General features: G+C 60.4%; 13 protein-coding genes and 1 tRNA gene. 2 read left to right on the top strand and 12 right to left on the bottom strand.

Features of this window, described 5'->3' with window-relative positions; all coding sequences use genetic code 11:
- Positions 1 to 7: 7 nt before the first annotated feature.
- The 9 genes from FHS84_RS20570 to FHS84_RS20530 form a co-directional block, all read right to left on the bottom strand.
- Complete coding sequence (locus tag FHS84_RS20570) at positions 8 to 1,192, bottom strand: toll/interleukin-1 receptor domain-containing protein (protein WP_166937426.1); 1,185 nt, start codon at positions 1,190 to 1,192, stop codon at positions 8 to 10.
- A 431-nt stretch (positions 1,193 to 1,623) separates the two neighbouring features.
- Positions 1,624 to 2,397, bottom strand: a complete 774-nt coding sequence (locus tag FHS84_RS20565; RefSeq protein WP_166937425.1) for a hypothetical protein — start codon at positions 2,395 to 2,397, stop codon at positions 1,624 to 1,626.
- A gap of 214 nt (positions 2,398 to 2,611) precedes the next feature.
- The gene (locus FHS84_RS20560; RefSeq protein ID WP_166937424.1) at positions 2,612 to 2,824 is read right to left on the bottom strand and encodes a hypothetical protein; all 213 of its coding nucleotides are present in this window, start codon (positions 2,822 to 2,824) and stop codon (positions 2,612 to 2,614) included.
- Positions 2,825 to 2,988: 164 nt separating this feature from the next.
- On the bottom strand, positions 2,989 to 4,560 hold the full coding sequence (locus FHS84_RS20555; RefSeq protein ID WP_166937423.1) for a hypothetical protein: 1,572 nt from the start codon (positions 4,558 to 4,560) through the stop codon (positions 2,989 to 2,991).
- Between the two features lie 105 nt (positions 4,561 to 4,665).
- Complete coding sequence (locus tag FHS84_RS20550) at positions 4,666 to 5,376, bottom strand: recombinase family protein (RefSeq protein ID WP_166937422.1); 711 nt, start codon at positions 5,374 to 5,376, stop codon at positions 4,666 to 4,668.
- Positions 5,377 to 5,739: 363 nt separating this feature from the next.
- A complete protein-coding gene (locus FHS84_RS20545) occupies positions 5,740 to 6,732 on the bottom strand; it encodes a caspase family protein (RefSeq protein ID WP_166937421.1) in 993 nt (330 codons plus the stop codon).
- Positions 6,733 to 6,734: 2 nt separating this feature from the next.
- Positions 6,735 to 7,106, bottom strand: a complete 372-nt coding sequence (locus tag FHS84_RS20540; protein WP_166937420.1) for a TIR domain-containing protein — start codon at positions 7,104 to 7,106, stop codon at positions 6,735 to 6,737.
- Positions 7,107 to 7,198: 92 nt separating this feature from the next.
- Complete coding sequence (locus FHS84_RS20535) at positions 7,199 to 7,651, bottom strand: PHD finger domain-containing protein (RefSeq protein WP_166937419.1); 453 nt, start codon at positions 7,649 to 7,651, stop codon at positions 7,199 to 7,201.
- A gap of 215 nt (positions 7,652 to 7,866) precedes the next feature.
- Positions 7,867 to 8,760 carry a hypothetical protein gene (locus FHS84_RS20530; protein ID WP_166937418.1) on the bottom strand — a complete coding sequence of 298 codons (894 nt, stop codon included), beginning with the start codon at positions 8,758 to 8,760 and terminating at the stop codon, positions 7,867 to 7,869.
- Between the two features lie 126 nt (positions 8,761 to 8,886).
- Between FHS84_RS20530 and FHS84_RS20525 the strand changes: the two genes are divergently transcribed.
- Positions 8,887 to 9,279, top strand: coding sequence for a helix-turn-helix domain-containing protein (locus FHS84_RS20525; protein WP_166937417.1), 393 nt, complete (start codon positions 8,887 to 8,889; stop codon positions 9,277 to 9,279).
- A gap of 157 nt (positions 9,280 to 9,436) precedes the next feature.
- Here the strand turns inward: FHS84_RS20525 and FHS84_RS20520 are convergent, their stop codons facing one another.
- The 3 genes from FHS84_RS20520 to FHS84_RS20510 form a co-directional block, all read right to left on the bottom strand.
- Complete coding sequence (locus FHS84_RS20520) at positions 9,437 to 9,880, bottom strand: hypothetical protein (RefSeq protein WP_166937416.1); 444 nt, start codon at positions 9,878 to 9,880, stop codon at positions 9,437 to 9,439.
- Positions 9,881 to 9,980: 100 nt separating this feature from the next.
- Complete coding sequence (locus tag FHS84_RS22310; RefSeq protein WP_341801851.1) at positions 9,981 to 11,720, bottom strand: DUF6538 domain-containing protein; 1,740 nt, start codon at positions 11,718 to 11,720, stop codon at positions 9,981 to 9,983.
- A gap of 85 nt (positions 11,721 to 11,805) precedes the next feature.
- Positions 11,806 to 11,882 (bottom strand) — tRNA-Ile (locus FHS84_RS20510).
- 118 nt (positions 11,883 to 12,000) lie between these two features.
- On the opposite strand from FHS84_RS20510, the gene FHS84_RS20505 reads away from it, so the two are divergent.
- Positions 12,001 to 12,705 carry an SIMPL domain-containing protein gene (locus FHS84_RS20505; RefSeq protein ID WP_166937414.1) on the top strand — a complete coding sequence of 235 codons (705 nt, stop codon included), beginning with the start codon at positions 12,001 to 12,003 and terminating at the stop codon, positions 12,703 to 12,705.
- The last annotated feature ends 179 nt before the right edge of the window (positions 12,706 to 12,884 follow it).

Below are 12,884 nucleotides of genomic sequence, written 5' to 3'. Positions count from 1 at the left end.
ATGCGGATCATGCGGATCGTGCGGCACGGCGGGTTTGAGGCGATACTCTAAGGCTGCTCACGGCCCAGTCGGTCCCGTCTAAATACTGTTCGCACCGGGCGATATCCGCTTTCTCCACTGCATGAAGTGCAGCGTTCATGCGACGCTTGGACCAACCCGTAAGCTCCATCAATTCCTCCGGGTCGTACTCATCCCTTCCGTTGTTCACCATCACTGCTGCTAGCGCCCTGGCGTCATCGGCAGGGCGCCAGCCGTGGACGTGCTCATCAAAGGTGATGAATAGCGGTCCCAAAGCCCAGACCGTACTGTCTCCGATAACGTCAGTTTCGTGAAGCATCCCGGCCTGAACCAAATCAAGGATGCCAATCTCGACGTCTTCGCTGCTCAGACCGGTAGCGTCGGCGACCTCTTCAGGGCTCAATTGAGGTTCAAATTCTGCACCCGTGGTATTCACGTTGGCAAAGTGCTTGCCGATAGCGACTGCGGCCGGAGACAGATGAGCCAATCCGCCGACGCGTTGAACGTAACGAGGTTTCTCCCCAAGAGGCGGCTTGGCACTCACGCCGTGTATTTGGTCAACGAGGTAGCGAAGCGTTGGTGGACTTTCGGGGTCGATTTCAGGGGAAAGTATCCCCTTCAGGAGTGGTGGTAGCGCGATCAGCGAGAGGCCCATGCGCAACGGGATAAACTTACACCTACCTTCGACTTTCTGAACGAAGCCTGCATCGATTTCCTCGTTCACCCAAGGCCTCTTCAGAGACTTTTCTGTGAGCAGCACCACAAAATGGGTGCACGCGCCTAGGCCCTCGTCCATCCTCCGACGTAGGCTGTCGCCAGCTCCGATTTCCCATTCGTCGAACCAGACTTCTATGCCGTTCGCGACCAGATGCTCGGCGATAGGCCGTGCGGCGGGCTTGTCTTCGGACGCGTGCGCGAGATAGACGACAGGTGAATCGCTTTCCATTCGTTTACTCTCGTCAGTACGTTGCTTATCCAAACGTCTCTCCAGGGCTATGGCGTAGCTCTCCGAACCGTTAGTCGTGATTAGGACACCCTTCGGCGGAGTGCGCCACGCAAATACCAGAGGGTGAACACCAGTTTCGGGATCCGTCAGAGAGGCGCCCGCCGCCCGACTTCGCTTGAGGAGCTCGTTCAGCGCTTTATCGATGATCTGCTTTTCCAGGTCCTTCATGAAGTCTCTGGCATTGAAGGGCCGCCCCCTCCAGGTCCGCGCCATAGCGGTCCCTCCTCGGTGGGTATCCTGATCCTCCTACTCTCGGAGTGGTTGTGGCTCAAGGCGAGAGCGAACTCAATTTGTGGGCCGGGCGCATCAGGATCGAAATTGAGGAAGACGGAACACAGTACGATCAAGCCTTTGACATTATCGATCGACGCTGTGGGATGCGGTAAAAAAAACCTTGGGGCACCTAATTTAGAGCGGTTCTACAGATTGCGCCCGGTTGCAAATCCCAAAGCGGAAATATGGGGAATGCAGTAGGTAAATACCAAAGCTCACATCCCTGGGTCCCGTTCGTATGCCGGTTCGGCACGAGCTGAGAACAGGAAAAAGGCCACGGGCGCAATCCGTGGCCGCTCTCGTGCCGGATCGGTTCTCGCTCGCAATCAGTGGATCGTCGGATCGAGTGGGGACCGGTATAGGGCGACTATGTCGGGGTCTACGATATCGAGCTTTCCCGGTGTGTACGCCCCGCGGCCGTTACGGCTGACGATGTCGGACCAATGGATACCCTCAAGTGCCAGCTTCGTGGTCCTTGACCTGCCGAGTGTCATGTCAGGGTAGTCGGTCCTCAGAAGGTGCCAGAGATCGCTCGCAACCACGGACAGCCCCTCGTACTCCACCAGGACGTTCCGGCGCGTGTTGCGGAGATTGACCCTGCAAGGTACCAGCTGCAGATTTCCCGGCTCATAGTGCCCGTTGTTGTTTACGCGATCGATTTCCAGGCCAGTGGGAGAGACATCCGGGTACTCCGCCAGCATGTACAGGACGAACGCGGTTCGGCTCTCGAACCTCAACTCGATCCCTCGACCACCGTAGTCCGCGTATTGGGGGTTCCTGGGGTTGCGGCATCGCTGGAGTATCGCATCGTAGCGTTCAGCCCAGCGCTGAGCAGCGAGATTGTGGCGTTTGGCCCCCTTCGATCCGCCGTGCTTCACCCCTCGTGAGCATGTGCACTGTGTTGTCTTCCCAAAGAGAATGTTGTCGACCCAGTACTCCTTGGTCTCGCCGCACACCTCGCAGACCCCGCGGACTTTCCACGCCTTGCGACCCCCACTCACTTGTTTTCGAGTGGGAGGTTCGGGGAACGTGACACCCCTAACCGGTGAAGCGTTCAAGCGCGCATGCAGCTCTTGTGCGCGCATGTGTTCGTTACTCATGATTTTCTCCAGCTATTTCAGTTTCATGCGCTCGCCCCTCTGCCTAGCTGCTAGGCTGCTGCCGAACTTCCATATGGATGTTCTGTTTGCAGGTTCAACTAATGCGCGCCAACTTCACGCATACCAAATCCTTGGTATGGGGCTGCCGCGATGACAGTTGTGAGCGCGCGCTCTGCCGCCTTCGCTTGGTATCTCTTGAGCTTGAAGTATTCGTTCACCAGCAGCTTCGCTGCGCTTCCCAGGATTGAGCGACCGAAGGATCGTCCCCCGCTCCCTTGATCTCGTTCGCGCAGTCGATCAGTCGGCGACTGTCCTTCTTCCAGGACATGAACGCGGCTTCGTCAACGCCAAGCACCGCCGCCGCAGTGGCACAGTGGATGTCGCCGCCGCCGCGGTAGACGCGGAGCATCTCCGGCTCCATCGCCATCAAGGCGACGCCATGGTCTATCCGATGTCTAAGGGCCTAACGGCCATTCTGCAGATCAAAAAAGTGAAGCCAGTTGCAAAGCGTATCAAGAGTAGCGCCCATGCACCGATGCGCGCAGAAGCTACATGTGGCTTGTAGGGTGGGCATCTATTGCGAAGGCGCAGTTAATCCAGGGGTTCGGCTTCTCCTGGTAGGCGAAACAGCGTCAGCAGGCCAAGGTAGCGACGGGCTAAGCGGTAGCGCTTAGTGCCGCGTTGATGACGAACTAGCCTGCTCGGTTCGAGGACCCCTCGCCGAACGAGCCGGGTCAGGAGCTCCGCTGACGCCCATCCGCCGCCATCTGTTTCCGAGATGCCACCGGTCAAGAGCAATGCTTCCAAGGCACCCCTGAACGCACCGGGGTGTCGCTCTGTCTCTTGCCGGATGAAGTCAACGAGGGGGATCAACTCGGAGGCCGGAACAGGGGGGGCTTCCCGCATGATTTCGCCGAAGCGGAGCCATGGCAGGCGCGTCAATGCGTCGGCGCGGGCCGCCATGAAGAGGGAGCTGAGCCGTCTGAAGTCACGCGGGGCGCTGTTCGAGATCACGTCGGGCAAGTTTGAGTGGTATCGGACCTCGAAGCGGATGCGATCATCATCCTTGGCGTAGACCACCAGCTCCTTTTCGGCCTTATGCCGGGACCGGGTGGCATCGAGGGGAATGGTGACGACCAGTGATCCGGCTTCGCGTGCGACGACGAGTTCACGTTCGGTCTCGTACCGCCGTATCCTGACATCGCGCGCGGCAGCGAGCGCGTGATCGGCAAATGCGCGCATCCAGGGAAGTGCCCGGGCCACGCGCCGCTCCCAGTATACTTCGCATTGGCTAAGCGAAATCTCTCCCCAGTTCACCCTGACGGTGGCCGCAGCCGATGAGTCGTGGTGGCCATCCGATGCAGCTTGGGGCCACGTGATGGAAGGTCCGTCATATGTGAAGAACCGTCCGGGGGCTGTCTCGCAGAGCAGTTCTTGGACGAGGCGCTGCAAGCCCAGCTCGAAGGTCTCAAGGAAGACGCTCAAATATCGCTCGCGGGCGCGTTGTGCCCCAGGGACGTACCGCCCGAGCAGCATGTTGTCGTGCTGGTCTAGTGAGCGAATTGAGGCATGCGCGGCGGGCTGCGCAACGAAGAATTCACGTCCGAAGAGGCTATGAAACTCGCAAGGTTGGTAGCGGGACTGTAAGTGAACGAGGGTTCGGGTCGGGTTGAGGTTCAGGGCGAGCGTCCAGTTCGCGCGTGAACCTGCAGGCTTGACGGTCAGCTCTGCTCCGATTGTCCATCCGTGGGTAACGGTCTCGATGGACCAATAGCGGGTACTCCTGCAATCAGGGTTTCCGAATAACCTGCACTCATGGTCGAGCATGTTCTCGGCAAGCTGCAGGAACCACTGCCGCAGAAGATGGTCATTCGCGAACTCGATGGTGCCCGGCAAGATGATCTTGGTCTTGTCGATGAACGCTTCGCCCGCGGTGGGGCATACTTGCCAGTCCAGGGGAGGAAGGTGGCGGCTATCGCGGAAGCGATCATAGGCGGTAGGCTCGTTGGTCACGGGACGATGATGTTGCTCATGAATTGAAGTTTGCTGCTCTATAGAGATGTCGGTGCGGGGGTCTGACCCAGCGCGGGCATCGCCGGGCACTATGGACAAATTGCCGGGATGACCACGCCGCGCGCTTCTCGACGCGCTGGATCGCAGCACGGCGCACGCCGCACAATTTGGCGAAGTGCCCCAGGGATGCTCCATCGCGGCGATGTGTGGACATTACTTCGGTCTGCATGGCAGGACGCTGCCGCGAGTGCGAGATCACATCGTTTCCAGCCGGGACAGCACACGCTTCACGCCCATGGCGGTCCAAGCTCCGCCCCGCGGCGTGGCAGCACCAAGGTCGGTCAAGCGGGCGGCGATGGCGGCGTAGGACATCCCCTCGTTCCTCAGTGTGCGGACTGTGGGCTCCAGCCGCTTTGCGTGCTCATTCGCCCTGGTGATCACGGCGGCGGTGCCCAAATCCGGCCGGGAGACCGTCAACCCGTTTGGCCCCCCCAGGCGACCGATGGGCCTGCCGGAGCGGCGGGAGATGTACTCCTCACCCGCATCGAGGCGCTCTTTGATCGATGCCAGTGCCGCCTTCGTGCGCGCTGAGATGGCTTCGCGCTCCGCCTGCGCTACCGCGGCGAGAATGTGGATTGTGAGGTTGTTCGCCGTTGGCATGTCGCAGGCGACGAAGTCCACGTCGCCCTCCATGAGGTTGGCGAGGAACGCCACGTTGCGGCTCAGCCGATCCAACTTGGCGATGAGCAGCTTCGCGCCGGTCATGCGGCAGTGGGCCAGCGCCCGCGCGAGGGCTGGACGGTCGTTGCGCTTCCCGCTCTCGATTTCCTCGAACGACCCCAGCAGAGAACCCTTCGCCGACTTCACGTATTCCTCGACCGCGCGGCGCTGAGCATCTAGGCCAAGGCCGGAAGCGCCCTGCTTGGCGGTGCTGACCCGGTAGTAGGCAACGAAGCGAGTGGGCATATCAAACCTCGGAACGACCGTTCCGAGACATGAGACATAACTCTAGCAGCGATTCAACAGAGTTGGTGCCGCACGCCCAGATCGTTACCGGCTCGCCTTTAGTGCTTCGGCAATGAGCGGTAGATATCGCTGGACCTGTTCACGGTCACTCTGCTTTTCGACCTCCGACAACCCCGCATATGAGGTCGAGCTCTGTCTGGACCATATCTCGACCAGCTCTTTGGGTATCACGAGCGTACCGTCAGCCTGAGGAACGCACTTGCTATGAAGGTACCTCTGCCAGTGTGACCATCGCTCGTGTTCGACCGAAGCAAGCCGCTCCACCAACCGGGCGAGCAGACCATCGATATCGTCGTCGGTCATTCAAATTAGGCCCTGCGCAACCAAATTCCGGTAGTGCTCACCCAGTACTGTCAGCTCGCATGCCTTGCTGTTCATGGCTGCGTGCCACATGTGTTTCGCTCCTACAGGGCGAACAAGGTTGACTTTGACATACTGCTGCAAGACCGCAAAGACCTCGTTTTTCTTTGGATCAGGTCGTGGGATCGAAGGGTCTTCGAGCTGCTCTTTGGTACGTTCCGGCTCGTAGGCGGGGTCCAAGGCGAACTTGAATCCGGGTGATGGAAAGTGCTTGGCCAAGGCTTGGAGTTCCGCCAAGGGTATTGGAGGTGTTGCACGGCGCAGAGACACGAAGGACTTCACGTGGGTTTTGAACATGGGGCGCTGAGCCCACGGCCCTAACGACTGATCGATGTGAGCATAAACGCTACCGGGAGTGACATCACCGACGAGATTCATGGCCGCGCCATTCAGAGCGTCGATTAGCAGCGAGGTGAAGACGCCTGCTCCGCCCCCCGGTGTTTCCATCGCAGACTGCCGTGCGGTGGACGCGGTCAAAATCGTCATACCTTCTTTGATTTCTGCCGTGCTGCCTGCAGTGGGCCTATTTCCGGCGCTGCCGCTATGACAGCTATCAAGAATGATCACCTTATTCTTGGCGGGCGAATTGCTCGCCCAGGTGATCACGTCATTAAGCGCGATACCATCGTCACCGGTATCGCTGTCGCCAGCGCAAAGGTAGCCACCAGTGTCTTCGACGCAGCCGTGTCCTGCAAAGTAGAACAGCGCAATCTCCGCGTCGTCGGCGAACAGTTCTTGAATGGCGGTACGGAGTTCAACCCTTGTTACGACGTCTGCAGGACCGCTTCCCAACAGGAGTTTTGGTGTGACGAAGTTCTTGGTTCCGTCTGCGTGGTGCTCCAGGGCGTTTTTCACGCCGTAGGCGTCGTTTACGCATCCGGACAATGGGGGCAGGTGCGTGTAGTGATCGATGCCGACGATCAGGGCTTTGCGCATACCTAGAGCGAGTCTATGAAGTTGCTGATGTTGTTGTCGCTCCAGGTGTAGGTCGTAACTCCTTCCAGATTCGTCCGGTCATCTGAGTAAGCCCAGATACCCCGGATTTTCTTATGCTCCTCTTTGGCGCAAGCCACTTCCCACTTTTGTCCCGCAGACGTCAGCGAATTCTTGCTGACGAGGACGATCACACCGTCCGAACGCTTGATGCGCGTGCGGACCTTATCTTTCCACTCTGACTCATATGCAGTCTTCACCGACATATCGATGAATTCGTAGGGCGCGCGTGGATGAAGGGATTGCCCCTTCAGGAAATCTCGCTGCCGCTCATCTTCGATGGCGAAGGCTACGAATACGACTTTCTTATCAGCCATGATGCCCCTCCAAATCAAACCGTATTCTAGCACGATCACAGACGTGGCTAACGGAAAATCGTGGTGCACTGTTGCCGACCGTGCGCGGGGGGCTACCCGGAGGGCGAGTTCGCCCTCAGCCGTCCGTCCAAGGCGATAAGCGTTCCGGGCAGCATCTCGAACCACTGTTCTTCGCCGGATCGATGATGCTGGGTTTGAAACCGCGCCCACGCATCCGGGTGCCTGAAGCGCCCGTGTACGGCCATGTGGCAGGCATGACAGAGCGGGATGATATTCCAAGGGTCGGCGTAGGTCTCGTTGTGAAATCCGACGTGTGCGCGGCTGCGGCAGACTGAGCAAACTTGCGGCCGGGCGAGGGTCCCCGCATCGAGTGCGAAGCGCTGGAGCTGCCACACACGGACGCGCAGTTCGCCGGAGAAGCCGTTGTAGGGTCGAAGTGGTGGCCACCGCCATTCGGCAAGGCGCGCATCCGGGCCGGGCAGGGGCGGCGCTGGCACCCGGAACGGCTCCAACAGGGTCAGATAGTGTTCGAAGTCAAACGTCATCCCGCTGGTCGAACTCCGGGGCTGCTCCGCCTCACCGCGGCCGTCCGTTGCAACGGGTTGCAAGTTTTCCCTATCGCAATTTGCAACTTGTTGCAAAATTTAGAGGTCATGGGAGGCGGTTTTGACGACATCTGCTGGTGGAAATCGGCCCAGGAACCCATGCGCGGGCGCTGGCCGTGATCTCAAGCCGCCCGCTATCTCAGGACCTGGGCGCCTCACCGGTTGTGGATGCGGATTTTGATCTTCCCATCCGGCATCAGAGTGCACTGGGCGACTTGGGGTATCTTGTTGCCAAAGCCGTTCTGGGCATCGAAGTCCACGGTGATGCCATGATTACCGTCGTCGTCCGTGAAGGTACCGCTGCCGAAGATGTGCTGATTGTAGGAGGACGGGTACCGGAGCATCGACTGAGTACCCTCCGAGCACGCGTTCCGGAACGGTACCGCCTTGACGGCCTCATCGCGGTCGTCCTCGCTCAAGAACACCCCGCGGCCGATCTCAGCCTGCGTCAGGAAGTACCGCGCCTCGTTGTGGCACTGCACGTAGATGGTGATCCTGGAGGGCGCCTTCGAACGCTGGTCCGCAATTTCAACTAGGTCTACAGCATCACACTTGTCCTGCTTGGCAACCCCGTAGGCTGCCGTTTTGCGCAGGTCCTCGATGCGCTGAACGCCTTTCGGTCCCCAGGCAGCAAAGATGTCGGGGTCGTCCTTCTTCGTGTACGGCTTCAATACGCTTGGGCCTATCTTCGCCTCCGGCGATTTCGCCGCCGCCGCCGCGCGTTCCTCGGCGAGTTTTGCCCGCTTATCTTCGTCCGCCTGCTGTTCGGCCTTCTTCAGCTCTGCGGTGTCCCGAACACAATCCCTGAACTGACCAGCCGCGTGCTCACGGCAGAGTGCGATGCGGCGATCCCATTCCGCCTGCGCGATAGCAGCGGGGCGCTCCGGTGGCATCTGGATCAGCATCCCTCCGGCGATGAAAGCCAGAAGGGCAACAACACCCCCGATCCGTCGGCGCTTGAATGGCCCCCACGGCTTGATGACTGCTGAGAGGGGGATAAAGGCGCCAAGGACGAAAACAAAGGTCAGACCATCAACAAGGGTATCCAATTCCACGCTCCGCAACGCAATTCCGCGGGGCCGGACCATACCAGCACTCTGAGTGCTGTCTAGACATGCACTTAGAGTTCCTCGCCGCAGGCCTCTGATCGCGTCACACAATACGTGGAGGCGCTGATGGCTCGTCTGGAACACATCTTCGGAAAGCGTGTGCGCGAAATGCGCATCGGGCTCGGCATGACGCAGCCGCAGCTCGCCGAAGCCATCGACATGTCGGTGGAATGGGTGCGCCGGATCGAACAAGGCGGAGCTTCCCCATCCTTCGAGACGATCACTGCCCTCGCCAAGGCGCTCAATGTTCGTCCGCAGGATTTGTTCGGAGAAACCTCCCCGCCGCTGGCCAGCCGGATCTCAGCCGCGGTTCAGGGATTAAGCGAAGAGCAGGTGGCGTGGCTGATTGACGGCGCGCGTCTTCTTCAGCAGTCAGGTTTTGGCTCCGCTGGTGGCCGTGCAGCCCGGCCGCGCCGAGGGCGGGGCAGCGCAGCCAAGAAGGTCAGAAAGCGGACGTGAGACCGGCGTGGGCTGGCTGCTAGGGCCGCAGACCCTTCCCATTGCAACGCGTTGCAACCTGGGTCACGAGCAGCTCTTTGCCTTCTTCAGTGCAGTCTTACATCGCAACGCGTAATGTCGTCGAACGTTGGCACGATCGCCTGCTATGTGCGGAGGCCTAATCAAGAATGATTTGGCGCCGAGATCGGTTCTTTGGTAGTCGCTTTGATGATGATCCCGATCGGTCGGCGGTGTTCTGACGTTTCCAATCAACGTCCAAAAATACCGACGTTATTCCGATGCGCTCCCCCACGTCGTTAATTCCTATGAGCAAGAAGCAAAACGCGCGCTCTGGCATCACCATTAGCAGAGGATCCTCAGGCCCCTCGTAACCTTGCTCAGCACTGTGGTCGATAACCGTCTGCCACGCAGCAGCTTTGATCCTTGTCACTTTCGGCCCAGGGATAAAGGCAAGCTCGTTCCCGATTGCACCTAGTACATGGTCACACCACTCGGTGTGTAGTAACTGACCAGCCCGGAGAATTTGCCTACCACACCCCGGGCAATAGAAACTGCCAAGTTCACCGCCGAACTGACGGATAATGAGATCGTTGTCGGCCATCGGTTCTTCTGGTCAGCACTGCCTTCAGTTAATGCAATCCTTTCCTGCGCGCACAGCCGATTCGCAAGCAGCCCTGCGGCCTCGCGACTACAGGCCGCGATCACGGAGCACTAAGACGGAAATCGCCGTACTTGATCCTCGCGATGGCTTCGGCGAGCACCGGGACGCGCCCGCGATCACCGTACCGGGTCGCTTGGTTCTCCCCTGTCCAGCCACCGAGCGCCTCCGCGGTCTCCTGAGCGATCAATGCGTCTCGGCACGCATCGCGAAAGCCGTGACGGAAGCTGTGGAAGACGAGGCAGGGGTCTTTCATCTTCAGCCGGTCCAGGAAGGCGGCGAACCACTTCGACAGCTCGTGCGAGTAGTTGCCCTTCGGCCCCTGCTTCAAGTCCGGGAAGAGGCGTACGTCGTTCTTCCGCGTGTCGAGGAACGTCAACAACCCCGACGACAGCAGCTCGGGGTGCAGCGGCACGAACCGCTCGCTCGAACGCGTCTTGAGGCGCTTGTCGATAGCCCTGCGCCCCCGCGCATCGAACATGGTCAGGTTGAGGCACCAGACGCCTTGCTCTTCAACCACGTCCTCGACGCGGAGCTGACAAATTTCCCCCGCGCGAGCGCCGGTGTACGCCGCGATGGCGGGCACCCAGAAGCGGGTGGGGCGGACATCGCGGAGCTTGCTCAGCTCGGAGAACAACGTGGACAGCTCGTCGGGCGTGAAGCCGCGGCGCTTCACCATTGCCTCGCGGGTACGTACCAGACCCTTGGTATTCACATCGACATCCCAGCCACTCTTCTCTGCCCAGTTCAAGATGGCGGCGAGGTTCTGCATGTACGTGCCCACCGTCTTCGGCGCGAGCCCCGGAAGCCGATCCAGTTCGGCCGTCTCCTTCGCCGCCTTGAGCGGCCGATCACGGAACCGCTTTGTGGCGTTCGGGGGCAGCGCCCGGAGAAAGGCCATCACCTCGACGCAGTGCTCGCGCTTGATCTCCGCGACGGGTAACTCGCGACCGAGGACCTCCTCGATGACCTTGAACAGGAGACCGAACTTCCGCGCCGTGCTCTCCGTCCCGAACTCCTTCTCGCGCTCGGAGCGGTACGCGGTGAGCAACTGGCCGACGTTTCTCGGCGAGGAAGCCCCACTGGACCGCAAGGGAAGCCCGCTCGCGGGGTTGAACACCGGATCGGCAGGAGCGGAGCGTTCGCCCTTGAGGTGATCCCTGGCGAGCTTGCATTCGATCTCCAGGGCGATGCGCACGCGATCACACAGATAGCGGTACTGCGCCGATGTCCTGTCCACGAGCGGCGATTTCGCGACCGTAGTGATCGCACCGATCTTCCGCGGGCGAGCCACGATGCCCACGTCGATCAGCAACTGATCCGCGACGCTCTTCGCTGGGTCCTCTTCGTCCGCGCGAGGCGCGACCACCGCCTGCAGATCGTCCTCGATCACATCGAGGGTCTCACGCAGGTCGAACGCGTCGATGTTCGGTTGCCGAAGCGCGGCCCGCTTCTGCCACCACGACCAAACCAGGGCGTCGATCTCAGTGTCGGTGAGCCGTTCGAGCCTTCCCGTTAGCAGCACCTGCGAGATATGGTCCTTCTGGTCCACCTCGACGCGTTTCAACTCGAACTCGCGGTCGAACTCCGCCATCGCCGACGCGTAGAGCCGGATGGCCTCCTTCTTGTTGGAGGTCTTCAGGCTCTTACGAAGTTGAAGGCCCTTGTTCTCGCCGATGTAGATGATGCGGAGTTCGCTCGGAACCTTCTTCCGCACGTACCAAACATCGCTTCCATCACGCCTATACAAACCAGGATAACCGGGCACGTCGTTCTCACTCATGGTGTCACACTACGGTGTCACAGAGCGATGCGAGAAGCCGATTTCGATCAACGAGTTGCGGCGGATCAACGCCTTACGTAGACGCTGGTGGGCCCGGCAGGACTCGAACCTGCGACCAGACCGTTATGAGCGGCCAGCTCTAACCAACTGAGCTACAGGCCCCACCGTCGCGGACACATAACCGAAACGGCCGCAAAGTACCACTTTGCCGCCTTGGGGTTGCCTGGATTACGGTGTCGCGTAGGCGTGCCCGCCCGCGCGGGCTTCTGGAGGAAAGACCATGAAGCACTTAGCAGTCTCCGTTCTTGCCCTGATCTTGGCCGCCCCGGCGCTGGCCGCCGCCCCGCAGGACCAGGTTCCGCCGCGGACGCTCACCGTGACCGGCACCGGCATCGCCAAGGCCGCCCCCGACGAGGCCAGTTTCTCGACCGGGGTGGTCAGCCAGGGCCCGACCGCCGGCGCGGCGCTGGCCGCCAACACCAAGGCGATGAACGCCGTGATCGCCACCCTGAAGCGCCAGGGGGTGCCCGACAAGGCGATCCAGACCTCGAACCTGTCGCTCAATCCGCAATATCAGGCCTGCAAGCCGAACATGGCCTGCCCGCAGAAGATCGTCGGCTATGAGGTCGCCAACACCGTCACCGTCACCATCGGTCTCGACAAGGCCGGCGCCGCGCTCGATGCGCTGGTCGCTTCGGGCGCCAACCGGGTCGACGGCATCGGCTTTGCGATCCACGACGAGAAGCCGCTTCTCGCCGAAGCCCGCGCCGAAGCGGTGAAGGAAGCCATCGCCAAGGCCGAAGCCTATGCCAAATCGGCGGGCGTCAGCCTGGGGCCGATCCTGTCGATCCAGGAAGGCGGCGTGAGCGCGCCGCAGCCGATCAATATGGCGATGGGCTATCGCCTCAAAGCCGCAGCGGTGCCGCTCGAAGGCGGCGAGGAGAAACTTGCCGCCACGGTGTCGATCACCTGGGAGATCAAGTGAGCGCTTCCCGATAAGTGGGAACCGGTTATCGGACAAGAAGCGCGACAGCAAAATAAGCACTTCCCGATAAGTGGGAACCGGTTATCGGATAAGAAGCGCGACAGCAAAATAAGCGCTTCCCCGACAAGGGGTGGCAACAAAAAAGCCGGGAGACTCGCGTCTCCCGGCTTGTTCGTTTT

The organism is Rhizomicrobium electricum, from assembly GCF_011762045.1.
GTDB classification, from domain to species: domain Bacteria; phylum Pseudomonadota; class Alphaproteobacteria; order Micropepsales; family Micropepsaceae; genus Rhizomicrobium; species Rhizomicrobium electricum.
This window is presented reverse-complemented; position numbering and strand designations above follow the sequence as displayed.

Coding starts and splice junctions, on each gene's coding strand:
- FHS84_RS20550 (WP_166937422.1), bottom strand. CDS start 5,376: ATGCCCACTCGCTTCGTTGCCTACTACCGGGTCAGCACCGCCAAGCAG.
- FHS84_RS20540 (WP_166937420.1), bottom strand. CDS start 7,106: ATGGCTGATAAGAAAGTCGTATTCGTAGCCTTCGCCATCGAAGATGAG.
- FHS84_RS20525 (WP_166937417.1), top strand. CDS start 8,887: ATGGCTCGTCTGGAACACATCTTCGGAAAGCGTGTGCGCGAAATGCGC.
- FHS84_RS20535 (WP_166937419.1), bottom strand. CDS start 7,651: ATGACGTTTGACTTCGAACACTATCTGACCCTGTTGGAGCCGTTCCGG.
- FHS84_RS22310 (WP_341801851.1), bottom strand. CDS start 11,720: ATGAGTGAGAACGACGTGCCCGGTTATCCTGGTTTGTATAGGCGTGAT.
- FHS84_RS20570 (WP_166937426.1), bottom strand. CDS start 1,192: ATGAAGGACCTGGAAAAGCAGATCATCGATAAAGCGCTGAACGAGCTC.
- FHS84_RS20520 (WP_166937416.1), bottom strand. CDS start 9,880: ATGGCCGACAACGATCTCATTATCCGTCAGTTCGGCGGTGAACTTGGC.
- FHS84_RS20505 (WP_166937414.1), top strand. CDS start 12,001: ATGAAGCACTTAGCAGTCTCCGTTCTTGCCCTGATCTTGGCCGCCCCG.
- FHS84_RS20565 (WP_166937425.1), bottom strand. CDS start 2,397: ATGAGTAACGAACACATGCGCGCACAAGAGCTGCATGCGCGCTTGAAC.
- FHS84_RS20545 (WP_166937421.1), bottom strand. CDS start 6,732: ATGCGCAAAGCCCTGATCGTCGGCATCGATCACTACACGCACCTGCCC.
- FHS84_RS20560 (WP_166937424.1), bottom strand. CDS start 2,824: ATGGCGATGGAGCCGGAGATGCTCCGCGTCTACCGCGGCGGCGGCGAC.